Source organism: Bdellovibrio sp. HCB-110 (genome assembly GCF_047323225.1).
In the GTDB taxonomy this organism is placed as follows: Bacteria; Bdellovibrionota; Bdellovibrionia; order Bdellovibrionales; family Bdellovibrionaceae; genus Bdellovibrio.
The window spans coordinates 1,948,001-1,963,259 of the sequence record NZ_CP178750.1; the positions used below are offsets into that span (position 1 = coordinate 1,948,001).

Below are 15,259 nucleotides of genomic sequence, written 5' to 3' on the forward strand. Positions count from 1 at the left end.
ATGCTTCAACTCTTTCGGCATTTTGTGGCTCAAAAGGATTTAGAGGTCATTCCCGTTTTAAAACTCTCTCGTCTCAAGAATAAATCCCGTATCGAGTCTGTGCTGGGTCATGAGTGCCGCGCGTTATTTCCGTGGATGCTTTTCCCCGGAAAAGACAGTTTGTATTTGGGTCCGGATTTTAAATTAAATACGTGGGGGTCTTTGCCTCGTGTTGTGACGATTCACGACATGGTCGTGTTTGAAGAAAAGTACAATCGTCCGGAGTTCTTTCTTAAAGGCATTCGCGAGATGACGGAGGTTTTAAACTCTTCATCTTTAGATGCGGTTCTTGTGAATTCTGAGTTTACCAAAAATCAAGTTCTGCGATTCTTTCCGCATCTGCAGAATCGCCTTCATATGACGTATCTGGGGTGCAATCGCACGTCGGCTCCGCCGATGGCAAGATCTTTGGGGCTTCCAGAGCAATACATTCTTTTTTTAGGAACACTTGAAAAGCGTAAAAATGTTTTAGGTGTTATAAAGGCTTTTGAGATTTTAAAGTCCAAAGGTTTTGAAGAGAAATTAGTTCTAGCGGGTGCCTGGGGATTCGGCTCTGAAGATATTCAGACGGCTATCGAGACATCTCCGTACAAGTCTGACATTGTTCATTTAAGCTACGTCCCAGATGACAAGTTGGCTGAACTCTATCAAAGAGCTCAGGTCTTTTTCTTTCCATCATGGTATGAAGGTTTTGGCATTCCTGTTCTAGAGGCAATGTCTTTAGGGTGTCCGGTTGTCACAAGTCTTGGTGGTGCTTTGCAAGAGATCTGCGGAGATGCCGCCGCCTTTGCTGATCCGGGCAATCCAGAACAAATGGCCGAGGCTTTGACTCAAGTCTTAAGTGACGATAGGTTCCGTGAGGCTTTGAAAGTCAAAGGTCTTGTTCGTTCGCAAAAGTTCACTTGGGAAAAGTGTGCTCAAGAGACTTTAGAAGTGTTTAAGAAAGTTTTGAGGAAATCATGATCTACGATTGTTTTGCATTTTTTAATGAAATGGATCTTTTGGAAATTCGCTTAAATACTTTGAACGATGTCGTGGATCGTTTCGTTCTTGTTGAAGCAACACGCACTTTCCAAAAGAAAGAAAAACCTTTGTTCTTTGAACAGAACAAAGAGCGGTTCAAACCTTTCTTGCATAAAATTGAACACGTGATCGTAGATGAGTATCCGAATTTCTTCTCTAAGTGGCGCGTTCCTAAAACTTGGGATTATGACGATCATCAAAAAGAACAAATCCTCAAAGGTCTAAAGAATGCCAAACCGGATGATGTGATTATCGTTTCTGATGTGGATGAAATTCCTCGCCCAGAGCTTGTTCTTGAATATGCAAAAAAACCGGGAATCAAAGTTTTCCAACAAAAACTTTATTACTACTATTTGAACTGCTTTGTAGAAAAATACCCAGAACCAATTCCATTGGTGGACGGCTACATGCCTTGGTATGGCACTGTGATGCTCAACTACAAAGATATTAAAACAATCAAAAAGACTCGCCTGTATCGCGAAACTCGCGAAAACACAGATAAGATCACCATCGTCCCCAACGGCGGCTGGCACTTCAGCTATCTAGGTGGTGCCGCAAAGGTCATAGAAAAAATCGAAGCCTACGCCCATAAGGAACACAACAAGGATGAATTCAAAGACCCGAAAAAAGTCGAAGAAATCATCCGTAAAGGCGGAAGTCTTTACGGCCAAAACATCGACTCCAAATTCGTCAAAGTCGACGAATCGTTCCCTAAATACGTCCAAACCCACAAAGAAAAACTAGCTTCATTGATTCTAGAATAGTTCTTGCTCCTACCAAATCATGGTTCATATCAACCATGATTTGGTTAATTGATAAAGGTGCCAGAGCTTCTAGTTCCGGTTGAGTAAAATCATTTACTCGATTTAATTTTTTTATATTCTCCGAGAAACTCGAGTAGTTTCTCGGGCTCTTTTTCTTTTTCTACCCAACGTTTGATTTTGCTAATATTTATGGGATGTTTTTCGCAAATCCATAAGGCATGGATGAGACTTCTTCGGTCATTCCAGTGAAACCAAGCGGCAAGTCGATCCATCACGCATTGAGTAGGCGATAACATAGAAACTACAGTGTCTTTTACCTTGAGGGATCCTTCGGCTTTAATGGGAATTTGATTGCCTATAGCGAGAGGACCACTGGGGAATTCAACATAAAACTCTATGTCAGGATGTGAAAAATATCTCCCTTTTCTTTGGAATCCAATTTGAGAAAGGGCCTCGGCAATAGATTCGAAGGAGTACGGCGAGATGAAATCTAAGTCTCTCGACTCGTGTTTTTCGTCGGTATAAATAGAAACACAAGCTCCGCCAACTAGAACACAAGAAATATTGTTCTTTTCTAATTGTTTTACAACTGCAGCTGCAAATTGTTTGCGGTTCATCCCTTTCTGAATTTTCATAACTAAATTTGTTTATTCTTTTTTCTTGGGCGTTTGCGTTTCATAAAATATTTTTCTTGCTCGTCAATCGGAATATTAGAAAGAGCTCTATTTAAAAGATTTTTAAGTTCATTCGCTAAGAACCAACTTTTATTTAAAACATAAACCCGAGAGCGTCCCATTTCTTTTCCAACAAGGATATCTGCTTGCTCTAATTTATTAAGCGTTCTTAGAATCTGTGTGTTGCTAATTTTAAAATTTTTCGCGATTTCAAGAGGATATCCCTCTCCCTGGGCTGCTAAATAAAGAAGACATTTTTCTGTAGTTTTACTGCCAAATAGTTCTGTTAACATAAAAAACCTTATTATCCTAATTTAGGATAATATCGACCTAAATTAGGTAAATATCAAGTCCAGCTCTGTTGTCCTAATTTAGGACAATATTATCCTAAATTAGGTAATATAATAGCTAGACCGATTCAATGATAGGTTATTTTAGCGTGGAATAAAGATCCAAAAACTTCTGCAAAGTTTCTTTCCATCCGTGATTTTGAAGGGCCCATTGTTGAGCTCTTCGTCCTTGATGGGGAATGGCCCCTGGATGTTTGAGATAATACTTAAAAGCTTCAGCAATGGAGCTTGCAGATTGTGGTTCCGCTAAAACGCCACGGTCGTTGTCTGGACCGACTTGTTCCGGAGTTCCCCCGGCATTAGTGCCGATCACTGGTTTAGCCATCATCATCGCATCAAGCACACTTAGTGAATATGTTTCGTTGTAAGAAGCCAGTGCAAATACATCCAAGGCTTCAATATAAGGAATGTAGTCCTTTTGAAATGGAATACGCACCAAGTGATCTTTGTAACGGGGATTGAGGCGCTGATCCTGAATCCAATTTAAAAGTTCTGCGGACTCAGCGGCATAAACGGGTTCGCCCTTATCGTTTTTTCCAACGATCGTAGGATCCCCGATCACCCAAAGCTGGATCTTCCTTAATTCTGTCTCACTGAGTTTCTCTAAGCCCTGTACAAGCTCACGAACCCCTTTGCCTGGATCAATACGACAAAGAGTCCCAATCACGATCTGATCAGGTTTAACGTGATAAAGCTCGCGCAATCCCGCACGTTCTTTCGGATAAGGTTTAAAGAGCTCCGTTTTTCTTCCATAACGAATAAGCTGCAATTTTTCGGGAGCAATAGGGAAGTTCTTCTTCACATCATTAAGAATCGTTTCTGAAGAGCTGCATAAAGCATCGACCTTAGAAAAGAGCCAGCGATGAACGAAGTCCTGTTTTGGAGTCGCGTTCATATAAAGATTGTAAATGTGTTTCGGATGACTTTTTCCAATCAAAGCCAAAGCACAAGCCCACATATCCAAACGTGTATGAGAATGCAGGTGAGTGATCTTGTGCTTGCGAATAAGTTTACGAATCAACAAAGCTTCGCGAACTTTTGAAAGTTTCTTTTCCGGAAAGGGGAGGATTTCAACACCGCTCTTCTTAAGTTCTTCCGCGACACGAGAGTGGGCAGAGCAGAGGACCTTTTGCGTAATCCCTGTCTCTGCGAGCTTCTGAATAAGCTCCACGGTGTAAATCTCAAGTCCACCCCAAGAAAGGGAATGGATGCAGTGAAGAACTCTTACTTCGCCCATAGTTTTTTATAGTGCTCAATCGTACGAAGAAGACCTTCTTGTTCAAACTTCACAGTGGGTGCCCAGCCCAGGTCTTTTTTAGCTTTGCTAAAGTTGATCGCATAGCGGAAATCATGGCCCTTGCGGTCCTGCACGAAGTTCAAAAGACTTTCTGGTTTCCCAAGATATTTCAAAATAAGTTTTGCAACATCCAGGTTCTGTCTTTCAGAATCGCCACCCAAATTGTAAACTTCCCCGGCCTTGCCATTGGTGAAAGCTTTCCAAACACCTTCATTGTGGTCGTCAACATAAATCCAGTCGCGGATGTTCATGCCAGTGCCATAGATAGGCATTGGTTCGTTGGCCAAGGCGCGTTTGATCATAAGGGGAATAAATTTTTCTTCCACTTGATAAGGCCCGTAGTTGTTGGAGCAACGAGTGATAATCACAGGCATCTTGTAAGTTTCAAAGAAGGCACGGCACATCAAATCCGCACTGGCTTTAGAAGCACTGTAGGGACTGTTTGGAGATAGAGGTGTCGTTTCAGTGAACGCAGGGTCTTCCATTTGCAAAGTACCATAGACTTCGTCTGTACTCACTTGCAGGTATTTAAAAGAACCTTTCTTTTCAAACAAAGAAAGACTTTCTTTCAAAAGATTCAAAGTTCCCAGAACGTTGGTCTCAACAAAGATATTAGGACTTTCAATCGAGCGGTCGACGTGAGACTCAGCCGCAAAATTCAAGACTCCGGAAAATTGATACTTTTGAAAAAGCTCATGCATCTTGTGAGAGTCACGAATGTCTGCATGATAAAATTTAAGATGAGGATTTTTGTCCAGATCTGGCTGAATGTTTTCCAAGCGTCCAGCGTAAGTCAAAGCATCCACGATCACAAAATCGTACTGTGCTTTAACATCTTCGCGGCAAGCGATGGTTTTAACAAAATTAGTTCCAATAAATCCGGCACAGCCGGTTAACAAGACTGTCTGCTTCATACTTCCTCAGAAATAATTTTTTCCAGATAAGAGCGATAAGAACTTTTTGGAAGTTCATCGGCGATTTTTTGCAGTTGGGCCAAAGTGATAAACTTCATGCGGTAAGCAACTTCTTCAAGGCAAGCCACTTTCAATCCCTGACGTTCTTCAATTGCACCAATAAAGGCCGCGGCATCAAGCAAAGATCTAGGAGTTCCCGTGTCAAGCCAAGCAAGACCACGGTACATCATCTCCACACCCAGTTTGCCTTCGTTATGGTAAGAAAGAATTAAATCCACAATCTCTGTTTCACCACGAGGCGAAGGCTTCAATGCCTTCGCACGCTTTGCGACAGTTTTATCAAAAAGATAAAGACCTGGAACCGCGTAGTTGGATTTTGGATTTTGGGGCTTTTCTTCGATGGATTTTACTTTTGTAGAACCTTTATCAAACTCTACAACACCATAGGCGCGAGGATCTGCGACATAGTAAGCAAACACACGGCCGTGCAGGTCATCTTTCATCGCTTCTTGGGATTTGATGGCTTCACGGAAGAAATCCAGATCGCCATAGAAAAGATTGTCACCCAAGATCAAGCAGACGTTGTCATTACCGATAAAGTCTTCACCCAGGACGAAAGCTTCAGGAAGTCCATTGGGTTTCTCTTGAATCTTATAAGAAAGCTTCACGCCGAATTGCGAGCCATCACCCAAAAGCTTTTCAAACAAAGGTTTATCGTCCGGAGTTGTGATCAAAAGAATGTCTTTAATCCCCCCAAGCATCAGAATGCTCAAAGGATAATAGATCATCGGCTTGTCATACACCGATTGAAGTTGTTTCGTCATAACCCGAGTCATCGGGTAGAGGCGAGAGCCGGCTCCTCCGGCAAGAATAATACCCTTCATTGATTACCTCTTAAAGAATGAATGAATCTTTTCAAGAACCAAAGCCGCGTTTTGCGAGCTGAGGTCTGCAAACATCGGAAGACGCAAAAGGCGGTTGGCATGATCGTCGGTTATTTTCATAGAACCCGAAACACGTCCATACCTCACACCTGCCGGAGCAGAGTGCAGAGGCACATAATGAGTCGTCGATTGAATGCCAGCTTCTTTCAAATAGCTCCAAAGAGCTGCGCGAACTTCCGCGGAGTTTAAAAGGAAATAATAAATATGTGCATTGGCTTTGCAGTCGGAAGGAATCGTCATGCGTTGCAAGTGACCTTGTTTTTCAAGATCCTCCAGTCCCGCGTGATACTGATTCCAAATGGCCAGGCGTTTTGCAGTGATGGCTTCGCCTTCTTCGAGTTGTGAAAGAAGGAAGGCTGCAGAAAGTTCAGAGAGTAAGTAAGAAGAACCTTTGTCTTGCCATGTGTATTTATCAACTTGGCCATTTAAAAACTGCTGACGGTTGGTTCCTTTGTCGCGAACGACTTCAGCGCGCGCAATCAAACGAGAATCATTGATGGTAAGACATCCACCTTCACCGCAAACAATGTTCTTGGTTTCGTGAAAACTAAATGCCGCCATGTGACCCAAAGTTCCTAAAGCACGGCCCTTGTAAGAAGCAAAGATACCTTGAGCCGCATCTTCAACAACCCAGATATTATGTTTGTTAGCCAAAGCCATGATCGCATCCATATCACAGCCAACACCGGCATAGTGTACAGGCATAATAACTTTTGTACGGGGAGTGATGGCCTTTTCAATTGCCACCGGATCAATATTCATTGTCAGGGGATCTACATCGACAAAGACGGGAACAGATCCATAAAGAGCGACAACGTTGGCCGTTGAAGTGAAGGTGAAAGAAGGAAGAATCACTTCATCCCCAGGACCGATATCCGCAAGCACCATCGCCATTTCGAGGGCAGATGTGCAAGAAGGTGTAATCACCGTCATTTTTGTAGGAAGATTCTTATTAAACCATTCCGAACATTTTTTATTGAAAGAACCTTCGCCGCTTAACTTTTTATTGGCGATAGCTTGAGAAATATACTTCTCTTCATTCGAACTTTTAGGCGGGATGTTAAATGGAATTTTCATGCTCCCTCATAGTATAGCAATGACCCTGAGGGAGCAATGGATTAAAAGCCGTCTGTAGTGCCGACTTTACGAGGGCTGTCTTCGTCATCAAATGGGATCACTGCAGCAGCGCCGCTCTGTGACTTTTTCCCCACGGCAACGGGTGTTTTAGATACAGTTTCTTTCTTTTTAAACGGCACCACTTTAGAAGGTGCTTTAGGGGAAGCTTCAGATTTTGGAGCTTCTTCGCCTGTGCCCAGAATCACAGCATTCAATCCTTGAACCATGCCCTTCATGTGTCTTGCTTGAGCACTGATTTCCTCAGCAGAAGCCGCAACTTCTTCCGAGGAGGCAGCATTAGCTTGTGAACCTTGATCCAATTGATTCATGGCCTTGCTGATTTGCTGAATTCCCGTCGTTTGTTCTGTGCTAGCAGCCGAGATTTCGTTATTCAGATCAGCGACCTTCTTAACTGAGTTCACGATATTCGAAAGAACTTCACCAGAACGGTCTGCAATGGTGGAGCCTTTTCCGACCTTTTCTACGCTGTCTTTAATCAGACTGTTGATATCTTTAGCGGCAACTGCGGAGCGCTGCGCAAGCGAACGAACAGCTTCGGCAACGACGGCAAAACCTTTCCCATGTTCTCCGGCACGTGCGGCCTCAACGGAAGCATTCAAAGCCAAAAGATTTGTTTGGAAAGCGATGTCGTCAATCACACTGATAATCTCTTCGATTTTTTTAGAAGACTTAGAGATATCATGCATAGACTCGATCAAATGGTGAATTTCATTTTGACCTTGTTCTGCGGCGTCTTTTGAAGACTGTGAAAGAGCAGCGGCCTGCTTGGCATTATCGGAATTCATTTTAACCATGGAAGACATTTCTTCGAGGGATGCCACAGTTTCTTCAAGTGAAGCGGCGGCCTCTGTTGAAGAGTGGGAAAGGGTTTGCCCCGCAGCTGTGAGTTGCGTGATTGCCTCTGAAACTTGGTTGCCGGATTCAGTTAAGCCCGCGACAATTCCACTCACGGTATTTGAAACGCGGTAAGCGACCCACATAAGAATACCAAAAAGAAGAGTCGCGCAGAATCCTGCGATTAAAAGCAAAAGTTGAGTTTCAAAAGCGCGTAGTTCTTTTTGTGCTTGGTTCTGCTCAACGGATCTTGCGTTATAAAGCTTCATGTTTGCAGCAATGGCATTTTGGGTTTCGATGGCAAGAACGTGCCACTCGCCACCGTTCATCGCTTTATGAACCTTGGCATCTTCTTCCGGAGTGTTTTTCTCTAAAGACGAAATCATAGTTTCAGTCAGAGTATAAAACTGTGGTTTGATCTCCTTGGCTTTTGCATAGTTTTTTTGTTCTTCTTCATCGAGAGCGGTGGACTCGTAGAACTCTTGTCCTTTTTTAAAATCTGCAAATGCATCTTTCGCTTTATTGATAAAATTCGTTCGAGATTTGAGATCTTCTTTGTTGGCAAGGGCCGCCCAGATAAAGTATCCAACGCGCGCTCGCTGCATGCCGATTTGACCTAGGCCATCCATGTTGGGAATCACATCTGTATAAGCCGATGTCAGCATGTGGCCGAGTGAATTCATCGAGCCAATCGAAATGCCCGTTAGCACTGCGAACGCGATGATAGGTAGAATCGCAGAGAAAAGTAGCTTCCCGCGAAGGCCATGAAACCAACTATTGACCGACTTCATTGAGGACTCCTTAAACCGTAGATGTTCCGAAAATAGATATGTATAAACTTGTCGACGTCTTTATTACGGAGCTTTAATTAAAAGATCACTCATGATGACAGTGGTGGTAGACTAAGGTGCGGCGTCCCAATTCATAGATTAATCCATTGAGTTTGTCCGCATCCTGTTGATACGATTTTTCGTAAGTCTAGACTCAAGGAGGGGTGGTCATGACAAAAACGACAGTAAGTCGTGCTTTTGCCGTTGTCGCATTGATGGCGACTTTGGGCTTCACGCATAAGACAGCAATCGATAGCAAAACGCTCTGCGCAGGTTTCTTGCCTGAAAATAACATGAGAATTCCAGTAGGTCTTTTCACTGCGGGCGGAATCACTGAAAAACAATTCAACGACGTGTTGGATCGTATCGAAAAAATCTACAAGGACGATGTTCAAAGAGCTGGGGACACTTTGAAAATCAACCGTTTGTGGAGTGATCCAACTGTAAACGCATCTGCACAAAGATCAGGCAAAACTCAAGTTTTGAATATGTACGGCGGATTGGCTCGTCACCAAGCAACAACTATCGAAGGTTTTGCATTGGTTGCTTGTCACGAGTTCGGTCACCACAACGGTGGCGCTCCGAAAATCAGCGGTTGGATGGGATCATGGGCGACGAACGAAGGTGGCTCTGATTACTTCGCAACTTTGAAATGTCTTCGTCGTTTCTTTGCTGAAGACGACAACGCGGCTATCTTGAAAGATCTTGATTTGGATCCCGTTGCAAGCTCGGCTTGTGAAGCCCAATTCCCAGATGAACAAGATCGTCTGCTTTGCTTGAGAAGTTCTTTGGCAGGTCAATCTGTAGCAAATCTTTTCCAGGCTTTGCGTAAGGAGTCGACAGCTCCTAACTTCGGTACTCCAGATAAACGCGAAGTATCTCGCATGAACGATCAGCATCCAGACACACAATGCCGTTTGGACACATATTTTGCTGGTATGCTCTGCGTAGCTAAAGAAAGCGAAGCTTTGAGCAACACTGATTACAAATCAGGAACTTGCTACTCGCCACGTGACGCTGTAGGTTTCCGTCCTCGTTGCTGGTTCTACCCAGGTAGAAATTAGAAATTGGATATTGAAATTTAAAGTTTGAGCGAAGCCGGATCTGAAAAGTTCCGGCTTTTTTTATTTTTGGCAGAGAATTATTTTGAGGGTTTACATTCACGAAGCAAGCTCGCTATGCTTAGTCTTATGTCTAAGAAGAAAATCATTCCTATTGCTGTGATTATCGTTCTTTTGATTCTTGCCTATGCCGTGAAGGCGACTCTTTTTAAAAGTAAATTTTCTTTTGCGGGAACTGTGGAAGTAACCAAAGTGGATATTCCCGCGCGGGTCTCTTCGGTGATCAGTCAGTTTCCAGTCAAAGAAGGGCAGATCGTTGATAAAGGACAAACGCTCGTTCAACTGGCCTGTGAAGATATTAAAATTGCCTATGAGCTTGCGAAAAATAATTATGACCGTTCTTATCGCCTTTATCGCAGTGGCAGTATTGCGCAAGAGGCTTATGATCAAGTCAAGACCCGCAAAGAGGACACAGAGCTGCGTCGCAATTGGTGTGATATTACTTCGCCACTGAAAGGCACAGTCTTAACGACTTACTTTGAACCGGGAGAGATGGTGGGACCTGGTATGAAACTTCTCACTGTCGGGAATCTAGAAGAGATTTACGCCTATTTTTATCTTCCTCATGATGAGATCTCAAAATTAAAACTAGAACAGAAAGTCAAAGCAGTTGTGCCGGAATTGGATAATAAGGAATTTTCTGGAGTGGTTTCTTATATCAATCCCGAGGCGGAGTTTACTCCCAAAAATGTGCAGACTCGCGATGAACGCACACGTCTTGTCTATGCGGTAAAAATTTATTTCGCAAATCCGGAAGGGGTGCTTAAACCCGGAATGACCTTGGAGTGGGCGGCGGAGGATTAAATGCCAGAGATCTCTTTGAGTGTTCAGGACGTCTCGAAGAAGTTGAGGCAGACCCAAGCTCTCAAAGGTCTTACCATGCAGTTTTCTCCGCACCAGATTCACGGGATTATTGGTCCTGAGGGGGCGGGCAAGACGACTTTCTTGCGGCACGTGATGGGACTTTTAAAAGCGGACTCCGGGAAAATCACTTTTCTCGAGGACGATAAAGAAATTCCGTTCGCAGAAATTCGTGAATCAGTGGCTTATATGCCGCAAACACAAAGTCTATATCCAGAACTCAGTATTCACGAACATCTCGAATTCTTTCGCACACTTTATCGTGTCCCTATGGATGTGTATCAAGAGCGTCGGTCCAAACTTCTGCAAATGTCTCGCCTTGAGGAATTTACGGATCGACTGGCTTCGCAACTTTCCGGTGGAATGTATAAAAAGTTGGGTCTGATTTGTTCCCTTCTGTCGTCGCCAAAAATTCTTTTATTAGATGAGCCAACCAATGGCGTGGATCCTTTAAGTCGCCGGGACTTTTGGGAGCTGCTTTATGATTTACGAGACCAAGAAGAGATTTTAATTCTCGTAACAACCTCTTATATGGACGAGGCCTTAAAGTGCCAGCAGGTCCATTTGCTTTTCGACGGCAAAACTTTGCTCGAAGGAACTCCTCAAGAAATCTTACAGCAACGAAAATGCAAAACTTTTGATGAGGTATTTCTGCAATATGATTCGACGGCGGAGTCAGTATGAATGTCGTCGAAGTTCAAGAACTCTCCGTAAAATTTGGCGATTACTATGCTGTGAATAATATTTCCTTCAGCGTAGAAAAAGGTGAGATCTTTGGTTTTCTAGGAGCTAATGGAGCGGGAAAGACGACAACGATTCGAGTGTTGTGTGGTCTTCTTTTGCCGTCTCACGGAAAAGCATCCATTTGTGGAATTGATGTTTTAACGGACTCGTTTGGGGTAAAACAAAAAGTCGGGTATATGTCGCAAAAGTTCACACTTTACGACGATATGACTGTCCGGGAAAACCTAGCTTTCACAGCATCTTTAAGAAAACTCGACGATAAAAAATTTAAAGAACAAAAAGAGAAACTTTTACAGTTCATTCGCTTTCGCGAATCTGAAAATGTATTGGTCCGGGAGATTCCCGGAGGAGTTAAGCAACAAGTCAGTCTGGTGGCTTCACTCCTTCATGATCCTGAGTTGGTATTTTTAGATGAACCCACAGCGGGGGTTAGCCCCGCGTATCGGCAAAGATTCTGGGCTTTAATTCAAGATCTCGCTAACGAAGGTAAAACAGTTTTTGTAACTACGCACTACATGGACGAGGCAGAACACTGCGAACGAATTGCTCTGATGCGGGCAGGGGAATTGATTGCTTTAGATTCTCCACTGGATTTAAAGAAAAACAGTTTCCCAGATAAAAACCCTGAGGACGTGACGTTGGAAGATGTCTTTATATTCCAAGTGGAGGGCAAGTGAGACTGCGCTCGATACTAGCTATTGCCAAAAAAGAAGTCTTTCATATTGTTCGTGATCCCTTTACGGTGGCCTTAGCACTGGGAATGCCCGTGATTATGGTGCTTTTTTTTGGTTTTGCTATTGAATTTAATATGGAGCGCATTGGTCTTGCAGTTTTTGATGGCAATAAAACACAAAGTGCCTGGGAGCTGCAAAAAGCTTTTACCAGTTCAGGATATTTTAAATCCCATCCCGTCGTCAGTCCGGCTCAGGCAATACAAGCATTGGATGAAGGGCGTTCTCACGCGGCTCTTATTATTCCGCCCAAATACACTCAAGATTTGAAACCCTTTTCTGAAAGCTCCGTGCAGATTCTTATTGATGGCTCTGATAACTCGTCAGCGGCTTCTATCGTCGGCTATCTCGGCGGGATTCAAAGAAAGCTCATAGAAAAAGAATTCGGTTCCTTTCGTGAGCCCATCAAAGTTCAAACACGTTTTCTTTTTAATCCCGAATTGAACAGTCGCTGGTTTGTCGTGCCGGGCCTGGCTGCCGCGATCATCGCGATCTTATCCATTCTTTTAACAGCCCTGACTGTGGCGCGCGAGTGGGAAAACGGCTCTATGGAGTTGCTGCTTTCAACTCCGGTGCGTCCGGTAGAAATCATTCTGGGAAAACTTTTGCCTTATTCGGCAATGGGAATTGTAGCTGTCTTTTTTGTGTTCTTAATGTCGCAGTTGGTGTTTTCGGTTCCCTTTCGAGGAAACTTTCTGGTTTATCTTCTGGCATGTCTCATTTTTCTCAGCACCTATCTTGCGCAAGGACTTCTTATTTCCATCGTGACTCGCAGGCAGCAATTGAGCATGCAATTTGCAATGCTCTCAGGGCTTTTGCCGACAATTCTTCTTTCAGGTTTTATCTTTCCTGTCGAGCATATGCCGAGTTTCTTTTATTACTTCACAATGATTCTTCCGGCGCGATGGTTTATCAAAATCAGCCGGGAGTTGTTTCTGCAAGGAGCAAGTTTCCTGGATATTTTGCCGTCCTTCTTAGTTCTGTGTGGACTCTTCTGCCTGATGATTCTGCTTGCGACTAAGAAATTCAAAAAGGATGTCGAACCATGATAAAGACTCTCTTAGGATTTATTAGAAAAGAGTTCCTACAAACCTTGCGCGATCCTCGCATGCGATTGCTTCTTTTTATTGCCCCTTGTGTGCAGTTAACGATTTTTGGTGTCGCTCTTTCCACAGAAGCGAAAAATATTCGTCTGAGTGTCTTCGGATCTCCCACAGATCTGTCTTTGCAAGAGCTGCATCGTAAAGCCCTTGCATCGGGCTGGTTTATTCCCGCAAAGCCTTCTTCTTTAGATCCTTTTGAACAAGTGAAGTCCGATGAAGCCGATGCAGTTCTTGTCGCTCCTCCTGAGGGTTTAGATAGGAGTCTGGGGCGAGGTCAGGGGCAAGTGCAGCTTTTAGTGAATGCAACGAATGTGACTCGTGGGCAAAGCATTGAACGTTATTTTTTAAGTATCGTGCGTTCTCAGTTTCCGCAAAGTCCACCGTTGCAATTTGATGTGCGAGTACTTTACAATCCCGCCTTGCGCACAGCTTTGTTTTTAGTTCCGGGGGTCATGAGTCTTCTTGTCTGTTTGATCACGATTCTCTTAACCAGTATGTCGATCACAAAAGAAAAAGAACTCGGAACTTTTGAAACTCTGATCGCAGCTCCAGTAAAACCTGAAGAAGTGATTCTTGGCAAAACCATCCCTTTTATATTGCTTGGGATGAGTAATATTCCCCTTATTGTAGGAGTAGCGATGAGTCTTTTTGGCATGCCCTTGCGAGGCAGTCTTTGGATGTTGCTCTTAGCCTCTTTTGTTTTTGTCTGCTGTACGGTGGGAATTGGTTTATTTATTTCCACGATCGCAAAGAATCAACAGCAGTCAATGATGGGAGGCTTTCTCTATCTCTTTCCGTCGGTGTTACTCTCGGGGCTTGTTTTCCCTATTGAGAATATGCCTTGGGCTATGCGAATTTTTTCTTACATCAATCCGCTCACATATTTTATTGAGCTCTTGCGCAACATAATGCTTAAAGGCGGGGATTTGCGATTGATCCTTTTTAACTTACTCATCCTCGCTGCGATGGCAGCTTTGGCAATCACGGCAAGTTGGCAAAGATTTAAGACGACACTTTCTTAATCGTGTTCGGGATCTCCGCAAGGGTTCTCGTCGTCCTCAATGGGCGGAGGAGCGGGCAGAGGTGCGGAGCGATCTGAAATCTTTTGCAATTCGATTTCGAAAACATCGAAAGTTTTAAAAGTGTCCGAACGACGATGCATTGAAAAATGATAGACGTCGTTGCTGAGCTTTCTAAACATAAAAACTTCGCCATGACCGCGATAATCATTTGTAAAGGAGGCGTAAGTGTCGCCTCTTTCCACATACTTTCCATTGGGAAGGTCGGCCATATTTTTAGGAAGCCCAAAGGAGCGAACATACTGGGAACTCTCGACGAATTTCGAGAAGTAGATGGCCGTTGCATAAGAGCTTGGATGAACGGTTAACTGTGTATACTCACATAATGTGACGTCTTCACGGGATGGGGACTCGCCCTCATTTTTACAAGAAAGAATTTTGTAAGTTCCTTCCATGTTTTCAAATGTAGAGGCGTGGGCTGTGAGAGTTAAACTGAGAGTCACAGCGCCTAAAAGGGCCTTAAAGATCATGAGTTCTCCTTCATTGGGAGCGTCCCTTTTAGCTTATTCCGCCCGAGAGTCATGTTTCTTTAGGTTAAGATAGATGGAGATTTGGTTAGGAAGTGTAAAAAAACAAAACCCCTAAAGTTTCCTTTAGGGGTTCGTGAAATATAAAATTTGGAGCGGGAGACGGGGCTCAAACCCGCGACCTATGCCTTGGCAAGGCATCGCTCTATCAACTGAGCTACTCCCGCGCTCGAAGAGAAACCAAAATTACAGTTGCCACCGGATATTGTCAACGGGTAAAAATCAAAAAAATGAAGGCTTTGCTGTATAATCGCATCAAAAAATGGATGATTTTCGCTCTAATAGGC

16 protein-coding genes and 1 tRNA gene are annotated in these 15,259 nt (G+C 43.6%); 8 read left to right on the plus strand and 9 right to left on the minus strand.

Annotated elements, in window-relative coordinates:
• Together ACL934_RS09405 and ACL934_RS09410 are read left to right on the plus strand one after the other, a co-directional pair.
• Complete coding sequence (locus ACL934_RS09405; RefSeq protein ID WP_413613436.1) at nt 1-1,002, plus strand: glycosyltransferase family 4 protein; 1,002 nt, start codon at nt 1-3, stop codon at nt 1,000-1,002.
• Nucleotides 999-1,826: an N-acetylglucosaminyltransferase gene (locus ACL934_RS09410; RefSeq protein WP_374080263.1), complete on the plus strand. Its 828-nt coding sequence runs from the start codon at nt 999-1,001 to the stop codon at nt 1,824-1,826. Before ACL934_RS09405 ends, ACL934_RS09410 begins: the two co-directional genes overlap by 4 nt.
• Before the next feature lie 89 nt (nt 1,827-1,915).
• Here the strand turns inward: ACL934_RS09410 and ACL934_RS09415 are convergent, their stop codons facing one another.
• The 7 genes from ACL934_RS09415 to ACL934_RS09445 all read right to left on the minus strand — a co-directional run bounded on the left by ACL934_RS09415 (nt 1,916) and on the right by ACL934_RS09445 (nt 8,767).
• Nucleotides 1,916-2,461 (minus strand): hypothetical protein, encoded by a 546-nt coding sequence (locus ACL934_RS09415; RefSeq protein ID WP_374080264.1) that lies wholly within the window; start codon nt 2,459-2,461, stop codon nt 1,916-1,918.
• Between the two features lie 2 nt (nt 2,462-2,463).
• Nucleotides 2,464-2,793: a winged helix-turn-helix domain-containing protein gene (locus ACL934_RS09420; RefSeq protein WP_374080265.1), complete on the minus strand. Its 330-nt coding sequence runs from the start codon at nt 2,791-2,793 to the stop codon at nt 2,464-2,466.
• 136 nt (nt 2,794-2,929) lie between these two features.
• Nucleotides 2,930-4,087 carry a glycosyltransferase family 4 protein gene (locus ACL934_RS09425; protein ID WP_413613437.1) on the minus strand — a complete coding sequence of 386 codons (1,158 nt, stop codon included), beginning with the start codon at nt 4,085-4,087 and terminating at the stop codon, nt 2,930-2,932.
• Nucleotides 4,075-5,061 (minus strand): dTDP-glucose 4,6-dehydratase, encoded by a 987-nt coding sequence (gene rfbB, locus ACL934_RS09430; RefSeq protein ID WP_413613438.1) that lies wholly within the window; start codon nt 5,059-5,061, stop codon nt 4,075-4,077. The genes ACL934_RS09425 and rfbB overlap by 13 nt, the downstream gene beginning before the upstream one ends.
• Nucleotides 5,058-5,945: a glucose-1-phosphate thymidylyltransferase RfbA gene (gene rfbA / locus ACL934_RS09435; protein ID WP_413613439.1), complete on the minus strand. Its 888-nt coding sequence runs from the start codon at nt 5,943-5,945 to the stop codon at nt 5,058-5,060. Before rfbA ends, rfbB begins: the two co-directional genes overlap by 4 nt.
• Nucleotides 5,946-5,948: 3 nt before the next feature.
• Complete coding sequence (gene rffA, locus ACL934_RS09440) at nt 5,949-7,082, minus strand: dTDP-4-amino-4,6-dideoxygalactose transaminase (protein WP_413613440.1); 1,134 nt, start codon at nt 7,080-7,082, stop codon at nt 5,949-5,951.
• A 41-nt stretch (nt 7,083-7,123) separates the two neighbouring features.
• Entirely contained in the window at nt 7,124-8,767 is a 1,644-nt protein-coding gene (locus tag ACL934_RS09445; RefSeq protein ID WP_413613441.1) for a methyl-accepting chemotaxis protein, read from the minus strand.
• 209 nt (nt 8,768-8,976) lie between these two features.
• Between ACL934_RS09445 and ACL934_RS09450 the strand changes: the two genes are divergently transcribed.
• From ACL934_RS09450 to ACL934_RS09475, 6 genes are all read left to right on the plus strand, one after another.
• Nucleotides 8,977-9,870 (plus strand): hypothetical protein, encoded by an 894-nt coding sequence (locus tag ACL934_RS09450; RefSeq protein ID WP_374080273.1) that lies wholly within the window; start codon nt 8,977-8,979, stop codon nt 9,868-9,870.
• Between the two features lie 114 nt (nt 9,871-9,984).
• Nucleotides 9,985-10,731 (plus strand): efflux RND transporter periplasmic adaptor subunit, encoded by a 747-nt coding sequence (locus ACL934_RS09455; RefSeq protein ID WP_374080275.1) that lies wholly within the window; start codon nt 9,985-9,987, stop codon nt 10,729-10,731.
• Entirely contained in the window at nt 10,732-11,472 is a 741-nt protein-coding gene (locus ACL934_RS09460; RefSeq protein ID WP_413613442.1) for an ABC transporter ATP-binding protein, read from the plus strand.
• Nucleotides 11,469-12,209, plus strand: coding sequence for an ABC transporter ATP-binding protein (locus ACL934_RS09465; RefSeq protein WP_413613443.1), 741 nt, complete (start codon nt 11,469-11,471; stop codon nt 12,207-12,209). Before ACL934_RS09460 ends, ACL934_RS09465 begins: the two co-directional genes overlap by 4 nt.
• On the plus strand, nt 12,206-13,312 hold the full coding sequence (locus tag ACL934_RS09470) for an ABC transporter permease (RefSeq protein WP_413613444.1): 1,107 nt from the start codon (nt 12,206-12,208) through the stop codon (nt 13,310-13,312). The genes ACL934_RS09465 and ACL934_RS09470 overlap by 4 nt, the downstream gene beginning before the upstream one ends.
• Entirely contained in the window at nt 13,309-14,388 is a 1,080-nt protein-coding gene (locus ACL934_RS09475; protein WP_413613445.1) for an ABC transporter permease, read from the plus strand. The genes ACL934_RS09470 and ACL934_RS09475 overlap by 4 nt, the downstream gene beginning before the upstream one ends.
• Here the strand turns inward: ACL934_RS09475 and ACL934_RS09480 are convergent.
• Nucleotides 14,385-14,915: a hypothetical protein gene (locus tag ACL934_RS09480; RefSeq protein ID WP_374080281.1), complete on the minus strand. Its 531-nt coding sequence runs from the start codon at nt 14,913-14,915 to the stop codon at nt 14,385-14,387. The genes ACL934_RS09475 and ACL934_RS09480 overlap by 4 nt on opposite strands.
• A gap of 148 nt (nt 14,916-15,063) precedes the next feature.
• Nucleotides 15,064-15,139 (minus strand) — tRNA-Gly (locus ACL934_RS09485).
• Nucleotides 15,140-15,259: the final 120 nt, after the last annotated feature.